Origin of the sequence: Pseudomonas sp. PAMC 25886 (assembly GCF_000242655.1) — a bacterium.
Classification (GTDB): Bacteria; Pseudomonadota; Gammaproteobacteria; order Pseudomonadales; family Pseudomonadaceae; genus Aquipseudomonas.
Map to the genome: position 1 here is coordinate 1 of NZ_AHHC01000070.1, position 24,759 is coordinate 24,759.

General features: G+C 60.5%; 20 protein-coding genes. 12 read left to right on the forward strand and 8 right to left on the reverse strand.

Annotation, left to right across the window (positions count from 1 at the left end; all coding sequences use genetic code 11):
- Positions 1-398 precede the first annotated feature (398 nt).
- Genes MUM_RS0123810 through MUM_RS1000000133490 form a run of 3 tightly spaced genes read left to right on the forward strand, consistent with a single transcriptional unit; the run spans position 399 to position 3,029 of the window.
- Entirely contained in the window at positions 399-1,838 is a 1,440-nt protein-coding gene (locus MUM_RS0123810) for a cytochrome ubiquinol oxidase subunit I (protein ID WP_010174899.1), read from the forward strand.
- Between the two features lie 3 nt (positions 1,839-1,841).
- A complete protein-coding gene (cydB, locus tag MUM_RS0123815) occupies positions 1,842-2,849 on the forward strand; it encodes a cytochrome d ubiquinol oxidase subunit II (RefSeq protein ID WP_008432810.1) in 1,008 nt (335 codons plus the stop codon).
- Between the two features lie 12 nt (positions 2,850-2,861).
- Positions 2,862-3,029: a DUF2474 domain-containing protein gene (locus MUM_RS1000000133490; RefSeq protein ID WP_010174906.1), complete on the forward strand. Its 168-nt coding sequence runs from the start codon at positions 2,862-2,864 to the stop codon at positions 3,027-3,029.
- A 41-nt stretch (positions 3,030-3,070) separates the two neighbouring features.
- Here the strand turns inward: MUM_RS1000000133490 and MUM_RS0123825 are convergent, their stop codons facing one another.
- Together MUM_RS0123825 and MUM_RS0123830 are read right to left on the reverse strand one after the other, a co-directional pair.
- Positions 3,071-4,195: a methyltransferase gene (locus MUM_RS0123825; RefSeq protein WP_010174908.1), complete on the reverse strand. Its 1,125-nt coding sequence runs from the start codon at positions 4,193-4,195 to the stop codon at positions 3,071-3,073.
- A gap of 125 nt (positions 4,196-4,320) precedes the next feature.
- Positions 4,321-5,031 (reverse strand): helix-turn-helix transcriptional regulator, encoded by a 711-nt coding sequence (locus MUM_RS0123830; protein ID WP_010174910.1) that lies wholly within the window; start codon positions 5,029-5,031, stop codon positions 4,321-4,323.
- 446 nt (positions 5,032-5,477) lie between these two features.
- Between MUM_RS0123830 and MUM_RS0123835 the strand changes: the two genes are divergently transcribed.
- Positions 5,478-6,254: a ferredoxin--NADP reductase gene (locus MUM_RS0123835; RefSeq protein WP_010174912.1), complete on the forward strand. Its 777-nt coding sequence runs from the start codon at positions 5,478-5,480 to the stop codon at positions 6,252-6,254.
- Positions 6,255-6,296: 42 nt separating this feature from the next.
- Here MUM_RS0123835 and mscL read toward each other — a convergent pair whose 3' ends face one another.
- The gene (mscL, locus tag MUM_RS0123840) at positions 6,297-6,713 is read right to left on the reverse strand and encodes a large-conductance mechanosensitive channel protein MscL (protein ID WP_010174913.1); all 417 of its coding nucleotides are present in this window, start codon (positions 6,711-6,713) and stop codon (positions 6,297-6,299) included.
- 286 nt (positions 6,714-6,999) lie between these two features.
- Here mscL and katB point away from each other — a divergent pair, with 286 nt between their 5' ends.
- The 3 genes from katB to radA are packed head-to-tail and all read left to right on the forward strand — an operon-like array spanning position 7,000 to position 10,540.
- Positions 7,000-8,541 carry a catalase KatB gene (gene katB, locus MUM_RS0123845; RefSeq protein WP_029616068.1) on the forward strand — a complete coding sequence of 514 codons (1,542 nt, stop codon included), beginning with the start codon at positions 7,000-7,002 and terminating at the stop codon, positions 8,539-8,541.
- Positions 8,542-8,597: 56 nt separating this feature from the next.
- Complete coding sequence (locus MUM_RS0123850) at positions 8,598-9,137, forward strand: ankyrin repeat domain-containing protein (RefSeq protein ID WP_010174917.1); 540 nt, start codon at positions 8,598-8,600, stop codon at positions 9,135-9,137.
- Between the two features lie 35 nt (positions 9,138-9,172).
- A complete protein-coding gene (gene radA, locus MUM_RS0123855) occupies positions 9,173-10,540 on the forward strand; it encodes a DNA repair protein RadA (RefSeq protein ID WP_003215821.1) in 1,368 nt (455 codons plus the stop codon).
- 115 nt (positions 10,541-10,655) lie between these two features.
- Here radA and MUM_RS0123860 read toward each other — a convergent pair whose 3' ends face one another.
- The gene (locus MUM_RS0123860) at positions 10,656-11,024 is read right to left on the reverse strand and encodes a PilZ domain-containing protein (RefSeq protein ID WP_010174919.1); all 369 of its coding nucleotides are present in this window, start codon (positions 11,022-11,024) and stop codon (positions 10,656-10,658) included.
- A 173-nt stretch (positions 11,025-11,197) separates the two neighbouring features.
- On the opposite strand from MUM_RS0123860, the gene MUM_RS0123865 reads away from it, so the two are divergent.
- The 3 genes from MUM_RS0123865 (at position 11,198) to yjiA (ending at position 14,562) form a co-directional block, all read left to right on the forward strand.
- Entirely contained in the window at positions 11,198-13,264 is a 2,067-nt protein-coding gene (locus MUM_RS0123865; protein ID WP_010174921.1) for a carbon starvation CstA family protein, read from the forward strand.
- 15 nt (positions 13,265-13,279) lie between these two features.
- Positions 13,280-13,477, forward strand: a complete 198-nt coding sequence (locus tag MUM_RS0123870; RefSeq protein WP_003176208.1) for a YbdD/YjiX family protein — start codon at positions 13,280-13,282, stop codon at positions 13,475-13,477.
- Between the two features lie 125 nt (positions 13,478-13,602).
- Positions 13,603-14,562: a GTPase gene (yjiA, locus tag MUM_RS0123875; RefSeq protein WP_010174923.1), complete on the forward strand. Its 960-nt coding sequence runs from the start codon at positions 13,603-13,605 to the stop codon at positions 14,560-14,562.
- A gap of 183 nt (positions 14,563-14,745) precedes the next feature.
- Here the strand turns inward: yjiA and glyA are convergent, their stop codons facing one another.
- Both glyA and MUM_RS0123885 read right to left on the reverse strand, forming a co-directional pair.
- Entirely contained in the window at positions 14,746-15,999 is a 1,254-nt protein-coding gene (gene glyA / locus MUM_RS0123880) for a serine hydroxymethyltransferase (protein WP_010174925.1), read from the reverse strand.
- Positions 16,000-16,275: 276 nt separating this feature from the next.
- On the reverse strand, positions 16,276-20,127 hold the full coding sequence (locus MUM_RS0123885; RefSeq protein WP_029616069.1) for a bifunctional diguanylate cyclase/phosphodiesterase: 3,852 nt from the start codon (positions 20,125-20,127) through the stop codon (positions 16,276-16,278).
- Positions 20,128-20,412: 285 nt separating this feature from the next.
- Here MUM_RS0123885 and ettA point away from each other — a divergent pair, with 285 nt between their 5' ends.
- Positions 20,413-22,077, forward strand: coding sequence for an energy-dependent translational throttle protein EttA (gene ettA, locus MUM_RS0123890; protein WP_003215833.1), 1,665 nt, complete (start codon positions 20,413-20,415; stop codon positions 22,075-22,077).
- 349 nt (positions 22,078-22,426) lie between these two features.
- On the forward strand, positions 22,427-23,764 hold the full coding sequence (gene gdhA / locus MUM_RS0123895) for an NADP-specific glutamate dehydrogenase (protein WP_010174929.1): 1,338 nt from the start codon (positions 22,427-22,429) through the stop codon (positions 23,762-23,764).
- Here gdhA and MUM_RS0123900 read toward each other — a convergent pair.
- Positions 23,761-24,258, reverse strand: a complete 498-nt coding sequence (locus MUM_RS0123900; protein WP_010174931.1) for a GreA/GreB family elongation factor — start codon at positions 24,256-24,258, stop codon at positions 23,761-23,763. The genes gdhA and MUM_RS0123900 overlap by 4 nt on opposite strands.
- Positions 24,259-24,328: 70 nt before the next feature.
- On the reverse strand, positions 24,329-24,685 hold the full coding sequence (locus MUM_RS0123905) for a hypothetical protein (RefSeq protein WP_010174933.1): 357 nt from the start codon (positions 24,683-24,685) through the stop codon (positions 24,329-24,331).
- Between the last annotated feature and the right edge of the window lie 74 nt (positions 24,686-24,759).

Here is a 24,759-nt window from a genome sequence, read left to right on the forward strand (position 1 = left end):
GCGTTTTGCTTACTTTTGCGCTTTTCAAAAGTGAGCCGCTGTAAGAGCGGAACCAATACCAGCCATCACCCAAATAACGGATATGCCCCCAACGCCCGCCCAACCCCGCCACAAAAGATGTGCTGCCACTGATCTTACGCAGGCCCCTCACCACTGAGGCAACCTGTCACGCGGCAAAAGACCACGCCTTGCTCTCGCGAAAATGGGACTACTCTTTCAGCAATGCTTGATCCAGATCAAAACCTTCGCCGGGATTGCTCTGGCGGCCGCAAGGCCAGAATCCCTGCGTGGCTGGTTAAAAAAAGAAACGAATTTAAATTCGCCACACTCCATATCCGTGGGGGCAGTGGGTGCAGGCCTCCAGCCAGCATTCGGTATTACCTGACAGAGGAAGACTTATGTTCGGTTTGGAGGCGCTAGATCTCGCCCGAATTCAATTCGCGTTCACCATCTCATTCCATATCCTGTTCCCGGCCATCACCATCGGTCTGGCCAGTTACCTTGCGGTGCTGGAAGGCCTGTGGCTCAAGACCCACAACGACACTTACCGTGACCTCTACCATTTCTGGTCGAAGATCTTTGCCGTCAACTTCGGCATGGGCGTGGTCTCCGGTTTGGTCATGGCTTATCAGTTCGGCACCAACTGGAGCCGCTTCTCGGACTTCGCCGGCGCTGTCACCGGGCCGTTGCTGACCTATGAAGTGCTCACGGCGTTCTTCCTCGAAGCCGGGTTCCTTGGGGTCATGCTGTTCGGCTGGAACAAGGTCGGACGCAAGCTGCACTTCTTTGCCACGGTGATGGTGGCCGTCGGTACGCTGATCTCGACCTTCTGGATTCTCGCCTCCAACAGCTGGATGCAGACGCCACAGGGCTTTGAAATCATTGATGGCCGGGTGATTCCCACCGACTGGCTGGCCGTGATTTTCAACCCGTCGTTCCCCTACCGTCTGATGCACATGGCCACGGCAGCGTTTGTCGCGACCGCGTTCTTTGTCGGCTCCTCGGCAGCCTGGCATTTGCTGCGCGGCAAGGACAACCCGGCAATCCGCACCATGCTCTCGATGGCGATGTGGATGGCACTGATTGTCGCGCCAATCCAGGCCGTGATCGGTGACTTCCATGGCCTCAATACCCTGAAGCATCAACCGGCGAAGATCGCTGCGATTGAAGGCCACTGGGAAAATATCGGCAACGAGCCCACGCCGCTGATCCTGTTCGGCTGGCCGGACATGAAGGCCGAAAAAACCAGATTCGCCGTGGAAATCCCGTACCTGGGCAGCCTGATCCTGACCCACTCCCTGGACAAGCAGGTGCCGGCCCTCAAGGAGTTCCCGCCTGAGGACCGTCCCAACTCGACCATCGTGTTCTGGTCGTTCCGGGTCATGGTGGGCCTGGGCTTCCTGATGATTTTCACCGGCCTGTTCAGCCTCTGGCTGCGCAAGGGCGACAAGATGTACACGTCCAAGCCGTTCCTGTACCTGGCGTTGTGGATGGGCCCGTCCGGGCTGATCGCGATTCTCGCCGGTTGGTTCACCACCGAAATCGGTCGTCAGCCGTGGGTGGTCTACGGGCTGATGCGCACGGCGGACGCCTCGTCCAACCACAGTTTTGCGCAGATGAGCATTACGTTGGTGTTGTTTGTGGTGGTGTATTTCGCGCTGTTCGGCGCGGGCCTGGGCTACATGATGCGCCTGGTGCGCAAAGGGCCTGTGACCCACGAAAGCACCGAGCCCACCCACGGTGGCCCCGGGCAGAAACGCACACCGGCCCGTCCGTTGTCGGCGGCCGATGACAGCGCCGACGCCGATCACGGCGACACCTTGAACAAGGGGAACTGAGCCATGGGTATTGATCTTCCGCTGATCTGGGCCGTGATCATCATCTTCGGCATCATGATGTACGTGGTCATGGACGGCTTCGACCTGGGGATCGGCATTCTCTTCCCGTTTATCCCGGGCAAGACCGACCGTGACGTGATGATGAACACCGTCGCCCCCGTGTGGGACGGCAACGAAACCTGGCTGGTACTGGGGGGCGCGGCGCTGTTTGGCGCGTTCCCGCTGGCCTACTCGGTGGTGCTCTCGGCGCTCTATCTGCCACTGATGCTGATGCTGATCGGGCTGATCTTTCGCGGTGTGGCGTTTGAGTTCCGCTTCAAGGCCAAGGACGACAAGCGTCACCTGTGGGACAAGGCCTTCATCGGCGGCTCGCTGGCCGCGACGTTCTTCCAGGGCGTGGCACTGGGGGCGTTCATTGATGGGATTCCGGTGGTCGACCGCCAGTTTGCCGGCGGCTCACTGGACTGGCTGACGCCGTTCACGATGTTCTGCGGCGTGGCCCTGATCGTGGCGTATGCGCTGCTGGGTTGCACCTGGCTGATCATGAAGACTGAAGGCAGCCTGCAGGAGAAGATGCACAACCTGGCACGGCCCCTGGCATTCGTGGTGCTGGCGGTGATTGGTATCGTCAGCCTCTGGACGCCGCTGGCCCACCCGGAAATCGCTTCGCGCTGGTTCACCCTGCCGAACCTGTTCTGGTTCCTGCCGGTGCCGATCCTGGTGCTGGTGACCATGTACGGGCTGATTCGCGCCGTGGCCCGCAATGCGCACTACACGCCGTTCCTGTTGACGCTGGTGCTGATCTTCCTCGGTTACAGCGGCTTGGGTATCAGCCTGTGGCCGAACATCATCCCGCCATCGGTATCGATCTGGGACGCTGCCGCACCGCCGCAAAGCCAGGGCTTCATGCTGGTGGGCACACTGTTCATCATCCCGTTCATCCTGGGCTATACCTTCTGGAGCTACTACGTGTTCCGCGGCAAGGTCACCCACGAAGACGGTTACCACTAGGAGGATTGACTCATGTCCGGCAAACCTTCGTTGCACGACATCGAACAGGCCGAGAAAAAGCCGCTCTGGCAGCGGCTGGGCTGGCTGGCGATGATCTGGACCGGCAGTGTCGTGGCCCTGTTCGTGGTGGCCAGCCTGATGCGCATGTTCATGAATGCCGCGGGCCTGACCACCCACTGACATCCCGTTGTACGTATTGCCCTCCTTTATGGAGGGCTTTTTTATTTGCGCGCCTTGAGCACCACGAACTTCGGCGTGGTGGCCACTTGCTCGATGCCGCGGAACAAGCGCGCCAATTTGGTGTGATAACCCAAGTGACGGTTGCCGACGATATACAGCGCGCCGCCGACCACCAGGGCTTCCCGCGCCTGCTGGAACATGCGCCAGGCGAGGAAGTCGCCCACCACCTGCTGCTGGTGGAACGGCGGGTTGCACAGCACCACGTCCAACGATTGCGGCGCTTGATCGGCCAAGCCATCGCCGGGGCGGATCAGCACGTCACGTTCGCCCATCGCTGCGCGCCAGTTCTCGGCCGCCGATTGCACGGCCATATAAGACTCATCGACCAGCGTGTACTGCGCCTCGGGGTTTTGCAGCGCGCTGGCAATCGCCAATACGCCGTTGCCACAGCCCAGGTCCGCAACCCGGGCGCCGCCCAGGTTGCTCGGCAGGTGCGGCAGAAAGGCGCGAGTGCCGATGTCCAGGCCTTCGCGGCAGAACACGTTGGCGTGGTTGAGCAGTTCGATGGCCGGGGTTTCCAGGCTATAGCGCGTAGGGTAGGGCGACACGGCGTGTGGCCGGTCGGCCAGGGTGGCGATCAGCAGGCGGGCTTTTTTCACCGCCAGTGAGGCGTGCATCGGCCCGATGTAGCGCTCCAGCAATTCACCGGCGGCGCGAGGCAGGTGCTTGACCATCGCCCCGGCAATCACCTCGGCACCAGGGACCAGTTGGCCCTGCAGGCGAATCAGTTGTTCTTCCAGCAGGGCCAGGGTCTTGGGTACGCGGATCAGTACTCGGTCGAACGGCCCGACCGGCGTCTGGCTGGCGGGCAGGAACGTTACCGCGTCGAAGGCCTTGCCGTTGCGCGCCAGGTTTTTTTCCAGGCCCAGGGCACCCAGGAACGAGTCGCCGCTGGAGGTGACCTGCACATGCCCTTCGAGGCTGGCCGCCAGGGCGCCGAAACTGTCGTTGAGCACCAGCACGCGAGTGGCCGGGGTCGGCTGCTGTTCCGCCAGGTGGCTGAGCAAATACTCGTCGGCCGCATCAAAGGCTTGCAACGGGTCGTTGTGCTGTTCGGGCTGGCGGATCAGGTCGAGTTGGGCGAAGGCGCTGTCGAGCAGGGGCATGGCGGGGGAGACTCTGGGTAAACGGACCATCTGGGTGAACGGCGACGCGGCCCTTGGAGCTTGCGTCATCACCCGGAACTGGCTGCAAATGTTACGTTTTTTTTGAGGGGATTACATTCGGTGTTTTAAAACAGACCGGCCTTGACCGCGGTCATCACGGCGGCAATCTTGTTCGAGACGCCCAGCTTTTTCATGGCGCTGCTGATATGAAAGCCGACTGTGCGTTCTGACAGGCAAAGAATAGTCGCAATGTCCGAGGCGGTTTTACCCATGGCCGACCATTGCAGGATTTCGGTCTCGCGCGGGGTCAACTTGCTGGGCGCTTGCACGCCGGGCTTGTCGGCATACTTCTGTGCCACCACCGCGTGCAGGGCGTGACAAAGCCATAGGGCTTGCCCGGCTTTCTCGTAAAGTTCTTCAGGGCTTACAGGGCCGGTATCGCGTCCCAGGCTCAGCATGCTGAAGACCCCCTGAAAGTCATGGACTGACTGGGTCCATCCGAAATTCAAGCCTTGGGATTGGGCGTGAACCCATAAGTCCGGTACCGAGGAAAAGGTTTTTTCGTCCCATACGATCGGCAGCACCGAGCGCTTGCAATGGGCCACAACGGGGTCCAGGTCAAAGTAGTCTTGTTGTTTGTAGAGGGTGTTCCATTCATTTGAATAGTTGTTGATGCGGACGGTCTTCGTTGGGTTGTTTGGCAGGTGAGAACTGAGTATGAATCCGCAGTACTGAAAGTCGAGCTCGTAAGTAAGATTCAGGGCCGCTTCATACATACTGGTGATTTCGTTCTCGCCTTCCAGTTTGGGTAAGCGAGTATTGCGCCAGTTGACCATTTGTACATCTCCATGAGTTTTCCCTTTCTATCTGTGACTTGGGACTGCTCGCCTCTCAGGGTCGACCCGAAAATCAGTGTAGGACACGAGCCGGGTGTAAAAATGAAAATTTAGTTATCCCTGCCGGGCTTTTAGAAGGCCAGGTGCTCTACAGAGTTAAACGTGTTGTATAAGTTGTCTGTGTTTTATGCGGAATGTTTAGTGTTATTAGTGGCTTGTCATTAATGTCACTTTGATGGTGTTTATATGCCTTACACCCTTTGCTCGCTGATTGGGTGTGAGCTAATAGCTAAATAGTTAGTACAAATTGAAGGGTTGCTATTTTTAGCTTTTCAGAAAAAACCTGCATCCCTAGCCCCTCGTGGCAGCAATGCCAGTACAAACCAGCGGTGTTTCCAGGCGCTGCTTTGAGGGACACTAGGGGTCTGTGCAAAACGGAGTTCCCCATGACGGCCAGTGCTGAAAAATTCACCCGCCAGACGTTGCTTGACGTGCAATCCCTGACCCCAAGCCTGTTTACCCTGCGTACGACCCGGGACCCGGGCTTTCGATTTCGCGCCGGCCAATTCGTGCGCCTGGGCGTCACCAAGGCCGATGGCAGCATTGTGTGGCGTGCCTATTCGGTGGTGTCCTCGCCGTTTGATGAGCACCTGGATTTCTTCTCCATCGTGGTGCCGGGCGGTGAGTTCACCAGTGAACTGAGCCGTCTGCGTGAGGGCGATACCTTGTTGGTGGAGCGTCAGGCCACGGGCTTCCTCACCCTTGACCGGTTTGTGGATGGCCGCGATCTCTGGCTGTTGGGCACCGGGACTGGCATTGCGCCGTTTCTGTCGATCCTGCAGGACTTCGAGGTGTGGGAAAAATTCGAGCGCATCATCCTGGTCTACAGCGCGCGGGAGGCCCGGGAGTTGGCCTATCAGTCACTGATCCGTGACCTGGGTGAACGCGAGTACCTGGCGGAACACGCCCACAAGCTCACTTACGTTCCCATCGTCACCCGTGAGCAACATCCGGGCGCACTGAATGGACGGATTACCACGCTGATCGAGAATGGCGAACTGGAGCGCGCTGCCGGCGTCGAGCTGACCCCCGAGCATTCCAGGGTGATGATTTGCGGCAACCCGCAGATGATCGATGACACCCGCCAGTTGCTCAAGCAACGCGACATGCAACTGAGCCTGACCCGTCGCCCCGGCCAGGTGGCCGTAGAAAACTACTGGTAAAACAAAGGCGCCCCGAAGGCGCCTTTGCTTTATCTGCCGAGCTTACTCGGGCTTGCTGTTCTGTGCCTTGAGCAGATCGCGGATCTCTCCCAGCAGCTCTTCTTCCTTGGTAGGAACCGGCGGCAAGGTAGGCGCCACGGCCTCTTCACGCTTCAGGCGGTTGATGGCCTTCACACCCATGAAGATCGCAAACGCGACGATCACGAAGTCGATCACGCTCTGGATGAACTTGCCATATGCCAGCACCACTGCAGGCGCATCGCCTTGGGCAGCCTTGAGTGTGACGGCCAGGTCGCCGAAGTCCACACCACCGATCAACAGACCGATAGGGGGCATCACTACGTCGCCTACAAACGAGGAAACAATTTTCCCGAAGGCGGCGCCGATGATAATACCGACGGCCATGTCGACCACATTACCTTTGACCGCGAAGGCCTTGAACTCACTTAACACGCCCATAGGTTATTCCTTGTTACAGATGAGGAGGTAGAAGCCAGTGTAAGACAGTGTGGCGAGGCTTGCTCGACACAACTGCTAACAGTGTCCGTTTTTATCGACACATTAAAACGCAAATAGTTTGCAAAGTGCCACCAATCGCGCGCGGAATACCCGCTATTTCAGGGGGTTACCACACTATTTTCTTTATCGGGTTGGTACGGCTTTTCTATTTATCTTCTGACTCGCGGGTCACTAGCCTCTGGCAAGCACAACTCAATGTGCACTAAAAAAATCAGAGGATACCTCGATGAAAAACCCTATTAGCCGCGGGCCTGTTTCTGCGCGACGGGTGCTGCTTGTAATGGGCGCCAGTCTTCTTTCGCTGTCCGTACACGCCGCCAACCTCACCCGCGATAATGGCGCGGCGGTCGGTGACAATCAGAACTCGCAAACTGCCGGGGCCAATGGCCCGGTGCTGTTGCAAGACGTGCAACTGATCCAGAAGTTGCAGCGCTTCGACCGCGAACGTATCCCGGAGCGTGTGGTGCATGCCCGTGGCACCGGCGCCCACGGTACGTTCACCGTCACCGACAACCTCAGCGACCTGACCAAGGCCAAGGTATTTGCCGCCGGTGAAGCCACGCCGGTGTTTGTGCGCTTCTCTGCGGTCGTTCACGGCAACCATTCGCCCGAGACCCTGCGTGACCCGCGCGGGTTTGCTACCAAGTTCTACACCGCCGAAGGCAACTGGGACCTGGTAGGCAACAACTTCCCGACGTTCTTTATTCGTGACGCCATCAAGTTCCCGGACATGGTTCATGCCTTTAAGCCTGACCCGCGCACTAACCTGGATGACGATTCCCGTCGTTTTGACTTCTTCTCCCATGTTCCAGAGTCCACGCGCACATTGACCGAGTTGTACTCGGACTCCGGTACACCGGCCAGTTATCGCGAGATGGATGGCAACGGTGTACATGCCTATAAGTTGATTAACGCCAAGGGCGAAGTGCACTACGTCAAGTTTCACTGGAAGAGCCTGCAAGGCATCAAGAACCTCGATCCCAAACAAGTGGTTGAAGTTCAGGGCCGCGATTACAGCCATATGACCAATGACTTGGTCACGCACATTAACAAGGGCGATTTCCCCAAGTGGGACTTGTATGTGCAAGTACTGAAACCTGAGGACTTGGCCAAGTTTGATTTCGACCCGCTGGACGCCACCAAGATCTGGCCAAACGTGCCGGAGCGCAAAGTCGGGCAAATGGTGCTTAACCGCAACCCGGCCAACGTCTTCCAGGAAACCGAGCAAGTGGCCATGGCCCCGGCGAACCTGGTGCCGGGCATCGAGCCGTCGGAAGACCGCCTGCTGCAAGGCCGGGTGTTCTCCTATGCCGACACGCAAATGTACCGCCTGGGGCCAAACGCCCTGCAACTGCCGATCAACGCACCCCGGGTAACCGTCAATAACGGTAACCAGGACGGCGCGATGAACTTCGGCAAAACCACCACCGGCGTGAACTACCAGCCTAGCCGCCTGCTGCCACGGGAAGAGCCGCAAACCGCCCGTTACAGCCAGTCGGCCCTGTCGGGCAGCACCCAGCAGGCAAAGATCCAGCGTGAGCAGAACTTCAAGCAGGCTGGTGATTTGTACCGCTCGTTCAACAAGAAAGAGCGTCAGGACTTGATCGACAACTTTGGTGGCTCCCTGGCCACCACCGATGACGAGAGCAAGCACATCATCCTGTCGTTCCTCTACAAGGCTGATCCGGAGTACGGCACCGGCGTGACCAAAGTCGCCAAGGGTGACCTGGCCCGCGTCAAGGCGCTGGCTGAAAAACTGACGGACTGATGGGTTAGCCCCTGTCGGCGCCCGAAGGGGCGTCGACACCTGGCAGGAGAAACGCCATGCGTATCTACATCGCTTTATTCACCGCCTTGCTGGCTTTTACCGCTCATGCCGAGTCGTCCGACCCGGAAGCGGTGAAAACACAGCTCCAGGATTACTACTTCGACGCGGCCCGCCGTGGCGACGTGGACATGCTCAATACCTTCATCGAATCCGGCTATTCGCTGAACACCCAGGACGAAAAAGGCTACACCGCGCTGATTCTCGCGGCCTACCACGGCGAGGGGGCGTACGTGGATCGTTTGCTCGCCGCCGGCGCCGATGCCTGCGTGCAGGACAAGCGCGGCAACACCGCGTTGATGGGGGCGATCTTCAAGGGAGAGCTGAAAATCGCCCAGCGTCTGCTTGCCACCGACTGCAACCCCGACCAGCGCAACGGCGCCGGACAAACGGCGGCCATGTATGCCGGGCTGTTCAAACGTGTGGAGCTGCTGGACGAACTGAAAGCCAAGGGCGCCGATCTCAACGCCGAAGACCCGATCGGTAACAGCGCTTCACGTTTGGCCAGCGGTGAAATCCGTACCCCGGCGCCGCGCTGAGCTATCATCGCGGTTTTTCGGTTGGAGGTTCTCAAATGGCAAAGGCCAAGCGCATGTATGGCTGCACGGAGTGCGGCGCGACCTTTCCCAAGTGGGCCGGCCAGTGCACTGAATGTGGTGCGTGGAACACCCTCACCGAAACCATGATTGAAAGTGGCGGCGCCGTGGCCCCCAGCGGCCGCTCCGGCTGGACCGGGCAACAAACCCAGATCAAGACCCTGGCTGAAGTCAGCGTCGAAGAAATCCCGCGTTTCTCCACAGCCTCCGGCGAGTTGGACCGAGTGCTGGGCGGCGGCCTGGTGGACGGCTCGGTGGTGCTGATCGGCGGTGACCCGGGCATCGGTAAATCCACGATCCTGCTGCAAACCCTGTGCAGCATCGCCAGCCGTATGCCGGCGCTGTATGTCACCGGCGAAGAATCCCAGCAACAGGTGGCCATGCGCGCCCGCCGCTTGGGGTTGCCCCAGGACCAGCTGCGGGTGATGACCGAAACCTGCATTGAAAGCATCATCGCCACCGCGCGCCTGGAAAAGCCCAAGGTGATGGTGATCGACTCGATCCAGACGATTTTCACCGAACAACTGCAATCGGCGCCGGGTGGCGTGTCCCAGGTGCGGGAAAGTGCCGCACTGCTGGTGCGTTACGCGAAACAGAGCGGCACGGCGATTTTCCTGGTGGGCCATGTGACTAAAGAAGGCGCGCTGGCCGGGCCACGGGTGCTGGAACACATGGTCGACACGGTGCTGTATTTCGAAGGCGAGTCCGACGGCCGGTTGCGATTGTTGCGGGCGGTGAAGAACCGTTTTGGCGCGGTCAACGAATTGGGTGTGTTCGCCATGACCGACCGGGGCCTGAAGGAAGTCTCCAACCCGTCGGCGATTTTTCTGACCCGCGCTCAGGAAGAAGTCCCAGGCAGTGTGGTGATGGCAACGTGGGAAGGCACCCGGCCGATGCTGGTGGAAGTCCAGGCGCTGGTGGATGACAGCCACCTGGCGAACCCGCGTCGGGTCACGTTGGGCCTGGATCAGAACCGTCTGGCGATGTTGCTGGCGGTACTGCACCGCCACGGCGGCATTCCCACCCATGACCAGGACGTGTTCCTCAACGTGGTGGGCGGGGTCAAGGTGCTGGAGACCGCGTCCGACCTGGCGTTGATGGCGGCGGTGATGTCCAGCCTGCGCAACCGGCCGTTGCCCCACGACTTGCTGGTATTTGGCGAGGTGGGCCTGTCGGGTGAAGTGCGCCCGGTGCCGAGCGGGCAGGAGCGCCTGAAAGAAGCGGCCAAGCACGGCTTCAAGCGCGCCATTGTGCCCAAGGGCAATGCCCCGAAAGAAATGCCGCCGGGGCTGCAGGTGATCGGAGTGACCCGCCTGGAGCAGGCGCTGGATGCCCTGTTCGAATAGTCGCCAGCCACACATTACCCCTGTGGGAGCCGGGCTTGCCCGCGATGGCGGTGTATCAGCTAATTGATATGCAAACTGACACACCGCCATCGCAGGCAAGCCAGCTCCCACATTTTCAGATCTCCAGCAAGGCGGCGAATTCCCGCTCCAGCTCTTCCTGATCGCCCAGGTTCAACTCGATTATCCGCCGCAGGTGGCTGATCGAGTCGAGGTCGATGTGCTCGCACGCAAAGCCCAACTGCCCGTGATCGTCATGGGTCAGCCGCACTTGCATCTTCACGTCGGTTTCGGCGTCCAGATGAATATCCACGTCGAACGACTCGTAGCGATGGCCCTGCCAGCCTTCGGGCCGTTGCACGAGCAGTCCCTTGAGCGACAAATCCACCAGTTGCACCGGCCAGACATGGCCGTCTTGCGTGAGCTCGGTCTTGGCATCGAAGGCAATCCGTCGGAAACGGCGTCGGTCTGAAGGCTGTTCGCTCATGGTGAAACCCTCTGTGGATAAGAGAATTGTAGCCCTGCGCCATCATGGGGCGATTATTTCTGCTTTTTTCGCCCCGGCAAGGCTCTAGACCAACGTAGGGGGGTGGCCTTTAGGGCCAGTAGCGCTAAACTCGGGATGGCTGTCTTTCTGTCCACCCTGGCTGGAATATAAAAATGAAAAATAATAATAGCCTGCTACGCCATCTACCCTGGCTGCTGCTGGCAATCGTAGGAGCGTGCGCCCTGGGCGTAGTGGCCTTGCGCCGCGGCGAGGCGATCAACGCCTTGTGGATTGTGGTCGCAGCAGTGGCCATTTATCTGGTTGCTTACCGTTACTACAGTCTGTTCATCGCTAACCATGTGATGCAGCTCGATCCACTGCGGGCTACCCCCGCTGTGCTCAACAACGACGGTCTGGACTATGTGCCGACCAACAAACACATCCTGTTCGGTCACCACTTCGCGGCAATCGCCGGCGCAGGGCCTTTGGTCGGCCCGGTACTGGCGGCGCAGATGGGCTACCTGCCCGGCACGTTATGGCTGATCGCCGGCGTGGTGCTGGCGGGCGCGGTGCAGGACTTCATGGTCCTGTTCCTGTCCACCCGTCGCAACGGCCGTTCCCTGGGGGACATGGTCCGCGAAGAGATGGGCCGCGTGCCCGGGACCATCGCGCTGTTTGGCTGCTTCCTGATCATGATCATCATCCTCGCGGTGCTGGCGCTGATCGTGGTCAAGGCCCTGGCCGAAAGCCCGTGGGGCATCTTCACGGTGATGGCAACCATCCCGATCGCGATGTTCATGGGCATTTACATGCGCTACATCCGCCCGGGCCGCATTGGCGAGATCTCGATCATCGGCGTGCTGTTGCTGCTGGGCTCGATCTGGCTGGGCGGGCAGATTGCCGCTGACCCGGTATGGGGCAAGGCCTTTACCTTCACCGGCATCCAGATTACCTGGATGTTGATCGGCTACGGTTTCGTGGCGGCGGTGCTGCCGGTGTGGCTGATTCTCGCGCCACGCGACTACCTGTCTACCTTCCTGAAAATCGGCACCATCATCGCCCTGGCGATCGGCATCCTGGTGACCATGCCAGAGCTGAAAATGCCGGCGCTGACCCAGTTTATCGATGGCACCGGTCCGGTGTGGAAGGGCGGCCTGTTCCCGTTCCTGTTCATCACCATTGCCTGTGGCGCCGTGTCGGGCTTCCACGCGCTGATCTCCTCGGGCACTACGCCCAAGTTGCTGGCCAGTGAAGGGCACGCCCGTTACATCGGTTATGGCGGCATGTTGATGGAGTCGTTCGTGGCCATCATGGCAATGGTTGCCGCTTCGGTGATCGAGCCTGGCGTGTACTTCGCCATGAACAGCCCGGCCGCAATTGTGGGCGGTGACGTGGTGACCGTTGCGCAAACCGTCAGCAGCTGGGGGTTTGCGATTACCCCGGAAGCGTTGCAGGCAGTGGCGCATGACATCGGCGAGTCCACCATCCTGGCCCGTGCCGGCGGTGCGCCGACCCTGGCGGTCGGTATCGCGCAGATCCTGCACAGCGTACTGCCGGGTGAAAACACCATGGCGTTCTGGTACCACTTTGCGATCCTGTTCGAAGCGCTGTTCATCCTGACCGCAGTCGACGCCGGTACCCGTGCCGGTCGCTTCATGCTTCAGGACCTGCTCGGCTCCTTCGTACCGGCGCTCAAGCGTACCGAGTCCTGGACGGCCAACCTGATTGCCACCGCAGGTTGCGTGGCCATGTGGGGTTACCTGCTGTACCAAGGCGTGATCGACCCACTGGGCGGCATCAACACCTTGTGGCCGCTGTTCGGTATCTCCAACCAGATGCTGGCCGGTATCGCGCTGATGCTCGCCACCGTTGTGCTGATCAAAATGAAACGCCAGCGCTACATCTGGGTGACCATGCTGCCGGCAGTCTGGCTGCTGATCTGCACCGTGACCGCAGGCTTCATCAAGCTGTTCGACGCCAACCCGGCGATCGGCTTCCTGTCGCTGGCCAAGAAATACAGCGATGCCCTGGCCGGCGGCCAGATCCTCGCACCGGCCAAGAGCATCGACCAGATGCAGCACGTGATCTGGAACGCCTACACCAACGCAACGCTGACGGCGCTGTTCCTGTTCGTGGTCTTCAGCATCCTGTTCTATGCGCTCAAGGTCGGCATTGCCGCCTGGGGCAAAAAGGAACGTACGGATAAAGAAGCGCCATACCAGGCCATCCCAGACGCTTGATAGAGGATTGCAATCATGTTCAATGACATCAGTCGCCTCGGTAAATACCTCGGTCAGGCCGCGCGCCTGATGGTCGGCATGCCCGACTACGACACCTACGTCGAGCATATGCAAACCAAACACCCGGACAAGCCGATGATGGACTACAAGGCGTTCTTCCGGGAACGCCAGGAAGCCCGTTACGGCGGCAAGGGCGGGCCCAAGTGCTGTTGAAGCACCGCATTTGAGCCCAACACCCTACTGTAGGAGCCCGGCTTGCCGGCGATAGCGATCTTCCGACCGCCATCGCCGGCAAGCCGGGCTCCTGCATTTCTTTTAGCGCATGGGAGATCGTCGTTTTGTTAACCCCCATCCCCGTCACCGTCCTCAGCGGCTTTCTCGGCGCAGGCAAGACCACCTTGTTGCGCCACCTGCTCAAGGCCGAGCACGGCTTGAAAATCGCCGTGATCGAGAACGAATTCAGCGACGCCGGTATCGACACCCAATTGCTGGGCAGCGAGCCGGTGCAAGTCATGACCCTGTCCAATGGCTGCGTGTGCTGCACCATTCACACCGACCTGACCAAGGCCCTGTACCTGCTGCTGGAACGCCTGGACAGCGGCGAGATCGCCTTCGACCGCCTGGTGATCGAGTGCACCGGCCTGGCCGACCCGGCCCCGGTAGCCCAGACCTTTTTCATCGATGAAGAACTGCGCGAGCGCTATATCCTCGACGGCATCATCACCCTGGTGGACGCGGCCCACGCCGAACACCACCTGACCCAGACCATCGCCCAGGCGCAGATCGGGTTTGCCGACCGCCTGCTGGTGAGCAAGCGTGACCTGGTGGACAACGCCACCTTTGACGCCCTGAGCGAGCGCCTGACCCGCATCAACCGCAGGGCACCGATTCGTGTAGTGGAGCACGGCAAGATCGACCTTGCCGAACTGCTGGATGTGCGCGGCTTCAACCTGAACGCCGGCATGAGCCTGCGCCCGGTGAGCCAGGCGCCGTCCATCGACCGTATTTCCAGCCTGGTGCTGCGCACCGACCAGCCGCTGGATATCGACAAGCTCAGCGAGTTCATGAACGAATTGCTGGAAGACCACGGCAAGCAACTGCTGCGCTACAAGGGCGTGCTGAACATTGCCGGGGAAGACCGGCGCATGGTGTTCCAGGGCGTGCTGAAGCTCTACGGGTTCGATTGGGACACCGAATGGGCCGAAGGCGAGCTGCGGGAAAGTGTGATTGTGTTTATTGCCGACGAGTTGCCGGAAGAGAAGATCCGCGAAGGCTTTGCACGGGTCTATCAACCCTGACTTGAAATGCGGTCAATGTGGGAGCTGGCTTGCCTGCGATAGCAGTGTGTCAGTCACAGGTGTATTAACTGGCACACCGCTATCGCAGGCAAGCCAGCTCCCACACTTAACCGTATTTCAATTTGAAATCCGGCATAAAAAAGCCCGGCTCTTGAGCCGGGCTTTTCATTCAAGCTACTGCAATCAAGCGCCGTATACCGGCAGCTTCTTGCAGATGGCCTTGACCTTCTCACGCACAGCGTCGATCACTGCTTCGTTGTTCAGGTCAGCCAGGATGTCGCAGATCCAGCCAGCCAGTTCCTTGCACTCTGCTTCCTTGAAGCCACGAGTGGTCACAGCCGGGGTGCCGAAGCGCAGGCCGGAAGTGACGAACGGCGAACGTGGGTCGTTCGGTACCGAGTTCTTGTTCACGGTGATGAAGGCTTTGCCCAGTGCGGCGTCAGCATCCTTACCGGAGATGTCCTGCTTGATCAGCGACAGCAGGAACAGGTGGTTTTCAGTACCGCCGGACACCACGTCAAAACCGCGCTCGATGAACACACCGGCCATGGCCTTGGCGTTTTTCACCACTTGCTGCTGGTAGGTCTTGAACTCAGGCTGCAGGGCTTCCTTGAAGCAGATCGCTTTGGCGGCGATCACGTGCTCCAGCGGGCCACCTTGGCCGCCCGGGAATACGGCGGAGTTCAGCTTCTTCTCGATCTCGGCGTTGGCGCGCGCCAGGATCAGGCCGCCACGTGGACCGCGCAGGGTCTTGTGGGTCGTGGTGGTTACTACGTCAGCGAATGGCACCGGGTTCGGGTAGACGCCAGCGGCGACCAGACCGGCCACGTGGGCCATGTCGACGAACAGGTAGGCGCCGACTTTGTCAGCGATTGCGCGGAAGCGTGGGAAATCCAGGATCTGCGAGTAGGCAGAGAAACCGGCCACGATCATTTTTGGCTTGTGCTCAACCGCCAGGCGCTCGACTTCGTCGTAGTCGATCAGGCCATTGCCGTCGATGCCGTACTGAACGGCGTTGTACAGCTTGCCGGAGGAGGAAACGCTGGCACCGTGGGTCAGGTGACCGCCGTGGGCCAGGCTCATGCCCAGGATGGTGTCGCCCGCTTGCAGCAGGGCCAGGTAAACGGCGCTGTTGGCTTGGGAGCCGGCGTGTGGCTGGACGTTGGCGTAATCGGCGCCGAACAGTTCCTTGGCGCGGTCGATTGCCAGCTGCTCAACGATGTCGACGTACTCGCAACCACCGTAGTAACGCTTGCCTGGGTAACCTTCGGCGTACTTGTTGGTCAGAACCGAACCTTGAGCCTCCATAACCGCAGGGCTGGTGTAGTTTTCCGAAGCGATCAGCTCAATGTGCTCTTCCTGGCGCACGGCTTCTTGCTCCATGGCGGCAAAGAGATCGGCGTCGTACTTGGCAATAGTCAAATCACGGCTGAACATGGCGGTCCTCAAGGATCGGGGGCAGAAAAGAAGCGCATTCTAACCCAATGGGTTTTAGATGGCATATGAAAGGACATCATGTCGCGGACAAGCGGGATTCACTTGGGGATGAGTGGTGCCCTTGTGGCGAGGGGGCTTGTCCCCCGTTGGGCTGCGCAGCAGCCCCATTCAGGGCTCACACGTTTATTCAGATAGATCGCGGTGGCAGGTTTTGGGGCTGCTTCGCAGCCCAACGGGGGACAAGCCCCCTCGCCACAAAAGCCGCATCACACGCTCTTAGTCGAACATGAACAGCGCATCATTGCTGAACTGCGCCTCAAACCGGTTCGCCGGCATCGGCCGCCCGAACAGGTAGCCCTGCACTTCGTCACAACCGTGCTCCCGCAGGAAGTCCAGCTGCTCATGGGTTTCCACGCCCTCGGCGATTACCGCCAGGTTCAGGCTGTGGGCCATCGCGATAATCGCCCGGGCAATCTGCGCATCCTGTTCACCCGACGGCAGGCCGTCGACAAAGGTGCGGTCGATCTTCAGCACGTCGATCGGGAATTGCTTGAGGTAGTTCAGCGACGAATAACCCGTGCCGAAGTCGTCTACCGCAATGCTCAGGCCGAGGTTTTTCAGGCTGGCGAGGATCTGCATCGCTTCATTGACCTCGCGCATCAGGATACTTTCGGTCAGCTCCAGCTCCAGGCACGCCGGCGGCAGGCCGGTGTCCTTGAGGATGGTGGCGATACGCTCGCCCAGTTGCCCGTCGGAGAACTGCCGGGCCGAGATGTTGACCGAGACCTTGGGCACCCGCACCTTGTTCTGGTGCCAGGTCTTGAGTTGACGGCAGGCTTCGCTGATCACCCAGTCGCCTACATCCACCACCAGTCCCAACTCCTCCAGCACCGGGATGAAATCCCCCGGCGGCACCAGCCCGCGCCGCGGATGACGCCAGCGCAGCAGGGCTTCGGCGCCGGTCAGGCGTTTGCCGTCGCCGCTGAACTGCGGCTGGTAATAGAGCACGAATTCGTTCTGTTCGAGGGCGTGGCGCAGGTCGCTTTCCAGCTCCAGGCGCTCCAGGGCGCTGGCGTTCATGTCGGCCTGGTAGAACTGGAAGTTGTTCTTGCCGCGCTCCTTGGCGTGGTACATCGCCGTGTCGGCGTTCTTCATCAACTGGCTCAGCTCGTTGCCGTCCTGCGGGCTCAAGGCGATGCCGATACTGGCGGTCACGAAGAACTCGCGGCCCTCCAGCACAAACGGCTTCACCAGGCTGGCCAGGATCTGCTCGGCCACGTGAATCGCGCGGTTCAGCGCCATTTCACGGTTGACCCGTGGCTGCAGCAGCAAGGTGAACTCGTCGCCGCCCATGCGCGCCACGGTATCGTCTTCGGCCACGCAGCCCAGCAGGCGGGTGGCCATTTCCTTGAGCATGCGGTCGCCGGCAGCGTGGCCCAGGGAGTCGTTGATCGGCTTGAAGCGGTCGAGGTCGAGGAACATCAGCACCACCCACGACTTCTGCCGTTCCGCCGACTGCAACGCGGTGTGCAGGCGGTCCTGGAACAGCGTGCGGTTGGGCAGGTGGGTCAGGGCGTCGTAGTAGGCCAGGCGGTGGATCCGCTGTTCGCTGGCCTTGCGCTCGCTGATGTCACTGAAGAAGCACACGTAGCTGGCCAGGTCGCCTTCGTCATCGAACACGGCAGTAATCCCGACCCAGGCCGGGTAATGCTCGCCGTTGCGGCGCTTGAGCCACACTTCGCCTTCCCAGGTGCTGTGCTGGTGCAATTGCTTGAGCACGTAGCGCAGGTGAGCTTCCTGCTGTTCGTCGACGGTGAGCATGTTCGGCAACTGGTCGAGCACGTCCGCCACCGCATAACCGCTGACCCGGCTGAAGGCCTCGTTGGCCTGCACGATATAGCCGGCCGGGTCGGTGATCAGGATCGCCGAGGTGGAGTGTTCGAATACCGTGGCCGCCATGCGCAGGTCTTTTTCCGCGCGGCGTTGCTGGCTGATATCGCGACCCACGCCGAGGATGCCTTCGAACGCGCCGTGCTCGTCCCACACCAGCACCAGGCGCAGCTCGATGGGGATCTTGCGCCCGTCGGCGCGCAGGCAGTCGAACAGGAACAACTGGGTCTGCACGTCGTTGCGCAAGGCCGCCAGGGACTCGGGTTGGTCCAGGGCGCGGCTGACTTGTTCCACCAGGGAGTAGATGCCGGTCAGTTGCTGCGGGTTGGCGATGGTCGATTGCCAGCCGTTTTCAAAGATCCAGTCAACGTCATAACCCAGCACCGCGTTCACCGAAGGGCTGACGTAGTTGAGGGCCAGCTTGCTGTCGGTGGAAAAGATCACGTCGCTGATGCTTTCGGCCAGCATGCGGTAGCGCTGTTCGCTGTCCCGCAGGGATTCGCTGGCCTCGATCTGGTCGGTGATGTCCTTGGCCACGCCGATAATGCGCGTCACCTGGTCGGTCTTGTCTCGGGCCAGGGCCTGTTCGCGGATATCGAAGCGCCGCCATTGGTTGTTGCGGTGACGAAAGCGCAGTTGGCACTGCAACTGGCTGAGGTAGCCGGCCTGACGCTGTAGCTGACGCAGGTCGTGGTAACGCTCGGCGTCTTCGGGGTGCAGCAGGATTTCCCAGAAATACTCGCCCATTTGCTGCAGTTCGGGCTTGTTGTAGCCCAGGGTGTGGCCAAGGTGGTGGTTGCTGAAAATCATCCGTTGGCTGATCACGTCCTGCACATACAGGTGATCGGGCACGGTGCGCACCACGTCCGACCAGAAACCCTCGCGCTCCACCAGCGACAGCTCGATCAGCTTGCGGCTGGTGATGTCGCTGATGCTCAGGATCACGGCCTTGAAGTCGTCCTGTTGCTCCGGCAGGCGCATCACCAGCCACAGGTATTGGTCGTTGCCTGCGACGTCGCTGAGCTGGATTTCCAGTTCGAGCTGTTTCTGTTGGGTCAGTACCGCGTCGATCACCTGGTGGCCGATGGCGGTCGGGCTCGACGGGCAGGCGTCGATCAGGCGCTCCCAGGCTTGCTCGCAAGAGGCGACATTCAGCAGGCGCACCGCCACCTGATTGACCTCGGTAATGCGCAGTTCCTTGAGCAGTTGCTGGCGTTGCTCCGGGCTGTCTTGCAGTAACTGTTGCAACTGTTCGCGGGTTTGCAGTCGGGCTCTATCGAAGAACGCACGCAGGCCAGACAGGTCCAGCACGCACAGCGCCACGCCGGTGCCTTCGAAAATATCCTGGTAGCGGCGCCGTCCCTCGTGCACCTGGCGCTGGCGGCGGCGCATGTTCAGCAGCACGATCACCGGGATCAGCGAGAAGGCCAGGCCCAGCAGGCATTTGCCAATAAAGGCCGGCAGCAGCTGTTCCAGCACGGCAGCGCGGTCGAACAGGCCGCGCAGTTGCCAGTCGCTCTTGCTCAGGGGCGTGACCAGTACACTTTTGTTCAATTCGTCCGGGGTCAGCGACGAGGCCCATTGGGCCGGCATGCCGCTGTCACGGCTGACCACGCGGTGGTTGAGGCGGTTTTCGATGACCCACATGGGGCGCTGGCCCTGGCCGTCCTGGCGGGTCAGGTTGGCCAGGTAATTGGGCGCCAGGCGCAGGGCCCAGTACATCTTGGTGCCGCCGCTGGGCTGGTGCAGCAGCAGGTAGATGACGGTGCCGTCGTTGTTGTTGCTCAGGTAATAGGACTGGGCGTGGCTGCGCTTGACCAGTTCTTCAAGCCAGGCGCTGTCCTGGCTGTCGCTGGCGCTGTCACTGATCATCGCGCCGCTGGGGGCGAGCAGGGCGACGCTGCGCAACTCCGGCAGGGAGCGTTGCAGGGTGCGCATCAGGATTTGTTGCTGTTCGGTGTCCCGGGGCGGCTCGACGATCGGTAGCAGGTTCAGGGCGATTTGCGCGCTGAGGGCCATGTTCAGGCTGATCTGTTCGGCCAGGTCGGCGCTGTAGTCGATGGTGTATTGCTGCTGGTTTTTCTGGTTTTGCTGCAATTGGTCCAGCAGTTGCCAGAACAGCAGCGCGAGCAGCAGCAGGACAAGCGTCGCCAATGCGCCCTTCAGGGTTCCGTGCAGGGGCGCTCCCGGCGCTATATGAGCGGCGCGCAGGGGAGTTGGCGGCGTGACGTTGGACAAACTGTGATCCTGCGGTTTGGCTGGACTGGCGCGCGACGTGCACTATAAGCCGGACGCCCGGAGGGCGGCTAGCATGCCTTGTGTTGTGGCAAAGTGCCAGCCCCGCCTGGCTGGACTGCCCACCCGCATTCAGGTAGCTTTGCCGGTTACGCGAGGGCGTTCCAGCCCCAGACAATCAGGCATCTACCGCACGCAGGCATTGATAGATATCAACGGCCCGCGCGGCGCATGGCCTGGCACGGGTTTCGCCCGCTTAATTCATCAGTCACTGACGCTAGGTTCACCATGGCTCAATACGTCTTCACCATGCATCGGCTGGGAAAAGTTGTTCCGCCGAAGCGGGAAATCCTGAAAAACATTTCTCTGTCCTTCTTCCCGGGCGCCAAGATCGGCGTGCTCGGCCTCAACGGTTCGGGTAAATCCACCCTGTTGAAAATCATGGCCGGCGTCGACACCGAATTCGACGGCGAAGCCCGCCCGATGCCCGACCTGAACATCGGCTACCTGCCGCAAGAGCCGATCCTGGACCCGACCAAGACCGTGCGTGAAGTGGTCGAGGAAGCCGTCAGCGTGATCAAGAACGCCCAGGCGCGCCTGGACGAGGTCTACGCGGCCTACGCTGAAGAAGATGCCGACTTCGACAAACTGGCGGCAGAACAGGCCAAGCTCGAAGCCATCCTGCAAGCCGCAGACGGTCACAACCTGGACCGGCAGCTGGAAGTCGCCGCCGACGCGCTGCGCCTGCCGGCGTGGGACGCCAAGGTTGAACACCTGTCCGGTGGTGAAAAGCGTCGTGTGGCCCTGTGCCGCCTGCTGCTTTCCGCCCCTGACATGCTGTTGCTCGACGAACCCACCAACCACCTGGACGCCGATTCCGTCGCCTGGCTGGAGCATTTCCTCCACGACTTCCCGGGCACCGTGGTTGCGATCACGCACGACCGGTACTTCCTGGACAACGTGGCCGGCTGGATTCTGGAACTCGACCGCGGCGCCGGTATCCCTTACGAGGGCAACTACTCCGGTTGGCTGGAAGCCAAGTCCGACCGTCTGGCGGCCGAATCCAAGCAGCAGTCGGCCCATGAAAAGGCCATGAAAGACGAGCTGGAATGGGTGCGTAAAGGCGCCAAGGCACGTCAGTCGAAATCCAAGGCCCGTCTCGCGCGTTTCGAAGAGATGCAATCCCAGGAATTCCAGAAGCGTTCCGAGACCAACGAGATCTACATCCCGGCCGGTCCGCGCCTGGGTGACAAGGTCATCGAGTTCAAGAACGTCTGCAAAGGCTACGGCGATCGCGTGTTGATCGACAACCTGTCGTTCTCCATGCCCAAAGGCGCCATCGTTGGTGTGATCGGCGGTAACGGTGCGGGTAAATCCACGCTGTTCCGCATGCTGATGGGCAAGGAACAACCGGACTCGGGCACCATCGAAGTCGGCGAAACCGTGCAGCTGGCGTGCGTGGACCAGAGCCGCGACGACCTCGACGGCAGCAAGACGGTGTTCCAGCAGATTTCCGACGGTTCCGACCAGATTCGTATCGGCAACTATGAAATCCCGTCGCGCACCTACGTGGGTCGCTTCAACTTCAAGGGCGGCGACCAGCAGAAGTTCGTCAAGGACCTGTCCGGGGGTGAGCGCGGTCGCTTGCACCTGGCCCTGACCTTGAAAGAGGGCGGCAACGTCCTGCTGCTCGACGAACCGTCAAACGACCTCGACGTTGAAACCCTGCGTTCCCTGGAAGAAGCGCTGCTGGACTTCCCGGGCGCCGCCATTGTGATCTCTCACGATCGGTGGTTCCTTGACCGCGTGGCCACTCACATCCTGGCGTACGAAGACGACTCCCAAGCCGTGTTCTTCGAAGGCAACTACACCGAATACGAAGCCGATCGCAAGAAACGCCTCGGCGAAGCCGCTGCCCAGCCGCATCGTGTACGGCACAAGAAACTGGCCTGATTCGGGCTGGTGGTTTGAAAAAGCGGAGCCTTCGGGCTCCGCTTTTTTTTGCGTGTTTTCAGGTGGACCGCGTCGTCTGCATCGCAGGCAAGCCAGCTCCCACATTCGACCGCGTTGTCTTGAATGTACGCAGCCAGATGTGGGAGCTGGCTTGCCTGCGATAGCGGTTCATTTGTTGGTGCGAAACTTTGATTTAAATCCTCATTAAGGTGCAAAAACTGCCTTAATTTATATCAAATGCACCATTTAAATTCACAAAGGCGACATTTTGCCCTGTCGCGGTGCGGCATGAGTTGATAAAGTCCGGGACAAATCTCCTTTAACGACAATAAATTTGCCGAGACTTTTCATGATTGAATCCGTTGAATCCTTCCTTGCCCGCCTCAAAAAACGCGACCCCGACCAGCCGGAATTCCACCAGGCCGTGGAAGAAGTCCTGCGCAGTTTGTGGCCGTTTCTTGAAGCCAATCCCCACTACCTGAACTCGGGCATCCTGGAGCGCATCTGCGAGCCTGAGCGTGCGATTGTGTTCCGGGTGTCGTGGGAAGATGACCAGGGCAAAGTGCGGGTCAACCGCGGGTTCCGGATCCAGATGAACAGCGCCATCGGCCCATACAAAGGCGGCCTGCGTTTCCACCCGTCGGTCAACCTCGGCGTGCTGAAATTCCTCGCCTTCGAACAAACCTTCAAGAATTCCCTCACCTCGCTGCCCATGGGCGGCGGCAAGGGCGGCTCGGACTTCGATCCCAAGGGCAAGAGCGACGCCGAGGTGATGCGCTTCTGCCAGGCGTTCATGAGCGAGTTGTATCGCCATATCGGCTCGGACGTGGATGTGCCCGCCGGTGATATCGGCGTGGGCGCCCGCGAAATCGGCTTCCTGTTCGGCCAATACAAGCGCCTGAGCAACCAGTTCACCTCGGTGCTGACCGGCAAGGGCATGAGCTACGGCGGCAGCCTGATCCGCCCGGAAGCCACCGGTTTTGGCTGTGTGTACTTCGCCGAGGAAATGCTCAAGCGCAATGGCGAGCGGGTCGAAGGCAAGCGCGTGGCCATCTCCGGTTCCGGCAACGTCGCGCAATACGCGGCGCGCAAGGTCATGGACCTGGGGGGCAAGGTGATTTGCCTGTCCGACTCCGAAGGCACCCTGTACTGCGAAAGCGGCTTGACCGAAGAACAATGGACGGCGCTGCTGGAGCTGAAAAACGTACAGCGCGGGCGCATCAGCGAACTGGCGGTGCGTTTTGGCCTGGAATTCCGTGCCGGCAAGGCGCCGTGGGAGTTGGCCTGCGATATCGCGCTGCCCTGTGCGACCCAGAACGAACTGGACGCCGAAGCGGCGCGCACCCTGTTGCGCAATGGCTGCGTGTGTGTGGCCGAAGGCGCCAACATGCCCACCACCCTGGAGGCGGTGGATATCTTTATCGAGGCCGGCATCCTGTTCGCGCCGGGCAAGGCGTCCAATGCGGGCGGCGTGGCGGTGAGCGGGCTGGAGATGTCGCAGAACGCCATGCGCCTGCTGTGGACCGCCGGCGAAGTGGACAGCAAGCTGCACAACATCATGCAGTCGATCCACCATGCGTGCGTGCATTACGGCGAAGAGAACGGTCGGGTCAACTACGTGAAGGGCGCCAACATCGCAGGCTTTGTGAAAGTTGCGGACGCGATGCTGGCTCAAGGCATCGTTTAAGCCTCGGGCTCGATGCGCAGGATTTCGATCAACTGATCACCGACGGGGCGCTTCCACAGCACCTCGTCGCCCACCTGCGCACCCAGCAGCGCCCGGCCCAGGGGCGAACCCCAGTTGATCAGGCCCACCGTGGCGTCGGCCTGGTCTTCGCCCACTAACTGAATGCGCTGCTCTTCGTCCTGTTCGTTGGCAAAGGTCACCCAACTGCCGATCTGCACCTTGTCGGTGGAGGTTGCCGGCGCCACCACCTGTGCGCTTTGCAGGCGCTGGTTGAAGTAACGCAAATCCCGCTCAAGGTCGGCCTGGCGCTGTTTATCGGCCTGCTCGCCCTTGGCGGATTCTTCGCTGTGCTCGTTCTGCAACTGCGCCACCTTGGCCTGCAACTGCGCAAGCCCGCGGGCGGTGAGGTGATTGGGTTGCGCGCTGACCTGGCGTTCCACCGGTTGGCTGGCCTGGGCAGCGGCGCTGTCTTCATTGACGAACGCTCGACTCATGGGATTCTCCTGCTATGGAGTTTGGGCCATGGTCGCAGGGGTTAAGTTTCGCTGGATGTCTGAAAGCGACCTATGGCGAGCGAAAGGCCCGGGCGGCGTCGCGGTCCTTTTCCTGTTGCCAGGCGCGTTCGCGGTCGTCCCAGTGGCGGTTCTTATAGTCGTTCAGGTCTTCGTTCTCGCGCATGGCCTTGCACTGGCGGAAGCCGTCATCCCAGCCTTCGGCGTAGGTGCGGTCCTTCAGATAGCGGGGGACGTTCTTGCGAAATTCCCCGGTGATCACCCCGGCGGCCTGGCGGCCGCTGCTGCAACCGTCGTCATAGCCGTCGGCGAAGGCGGGAGGGTAACCCTTGGCCAGCAAATCCTCATGGGTTGATTGGCAACCCGAGAGCAGGGCCAACACGCCCAGCATTACTGCGTGCCGCCACATCGCATGCTCCCTGGCCGTTGAACGGCTGATGAGGGGAGTTTAGAAGGCGATTCGTTGGGGGGATGTGAAAGGGC

Bases quoted from the DNA above. Each gene is read 5' to 3' on its own strand.
- MUM_RS0123810 (WP_010174899.1), top strand. From the start codon at position 399: ATGTTCGGTTTGGAGGCGCTAGATCTCGCCCGAATTCAATTCGCGTTC.
- cydB (WP_008432810.1), top strand. From the start codon at position 1,842: ATGGGTATTGATCTTCCGCTGATCTGGGCCGTGATCATCATCTTCGGC.
- MUM_RS1000000133490 (WP_010174906.1), top strand. From the start codon at position 2,862: ATGTCCGGCAAACCTTCGTTGCACGACATCGAACAGGCCGAGAAAAAG.
- MUM_RS0123825 (WP_010174908.1), bottom strand. From the start codon at position 4,195: ATGCCCCTGCTCGACAGCGCCTTCGCCCAACTCGACCTGATCCGCCAG.
- MUM_RS0123830 (WP_010174910.1), bottom strand. From the start codon at position 5,031: ATGGTCAACTGGCGCAATACTCGCTTACCCAAACTGGAAGGCGAGAAC.
- MUM_RS0123835 (WP_010174912.1), top strand. From the start codon at position 5,478: ATGACGGCCAGTGCTGAAAAATTCACCCGCCAGACGTTGCTTGACGTG.
- mscL (WP_010174913.1), bottom strand. From the start codon at position 6,713: ATGGGCGTGTTAAGTGAGTTCAAGGCCTTCGCGGTCAAAGGTAATGTG.
- katB (WP_029616068.1), top strand. From the start codon at position 7,000: ATGAAAAACCCTATTAGCCGCGGGCCTGTTTCTGCGCGACGGGTGCTG.
- MUM_RS0123850 (WP_010174917.1), top strand. From the start codon at position 8,598: ATGCGTATCTACATCGCTTTATTCACCGCCTTGCTGGCTTTTACCGCT.
- radA (WP_003215821.1), top strand. From the start codon at position 9,173: ATGGCAAAGGCCAAGCGCATGTATGGCTGCACGGAGTGCGGCGCGACC.
- MUM_RS0123860 (WP_010174919.1), bottom strand. From the start codon at position 11,024: ATGAGCGAACAGCCTTCAGACCGACGCCGTTTCCGACGGATTGCCTTC.
- MUM_RS0123865 (WP_010174921.1), top strand. From the start codon at position 11,198: ATGAAAAATAATAATAGCCTGCTACGCCATCTACCCTGGCTGCTGCTG.
- MUM_RS0123870 (WP_003176208.1), top strand. From the start codon at position 13,280: ATGTTCAATGACATCAGTCGCCTCGGTAAATACCTCGGTCAGGCCGCG.
- glyA (WP_010174925.1), bottom strand. From the start codon at position 15,999: ATGTTCAGCCGTGATTTGACTATTGCCAAGTACGACGCCGATCTCTTT.
- ettA (WP_003215833.1), top strand. From the start codon at position 20,413: ATGGCTCAATACGTCTTCACCATGCATCGGCTGGGAAAAGTTGTTCCG.
- gdhA (WP_010174929.1), top strand. From the start codon at position 22,427: ATGATTGAATCCGTTGAATCCTTCCTTGCCCGCCTCAAAAAACGCGAC.
- MUM_RS0123900 (WP_010174931.1), bottom strand. From the start codon at position 24,258: ATGAGTCGAGCGTTCGTCAATGAAGACAGCGCCGCTGCCCAGGCCAGC.
- MUM_RS0123905 (WP_010174933.1), bottom strand. From the start codon at position 24,685: ATGTGGCGGCACGCAGTAATGCTGGGCGTGTTGGCCCTGCTCTCGGGT.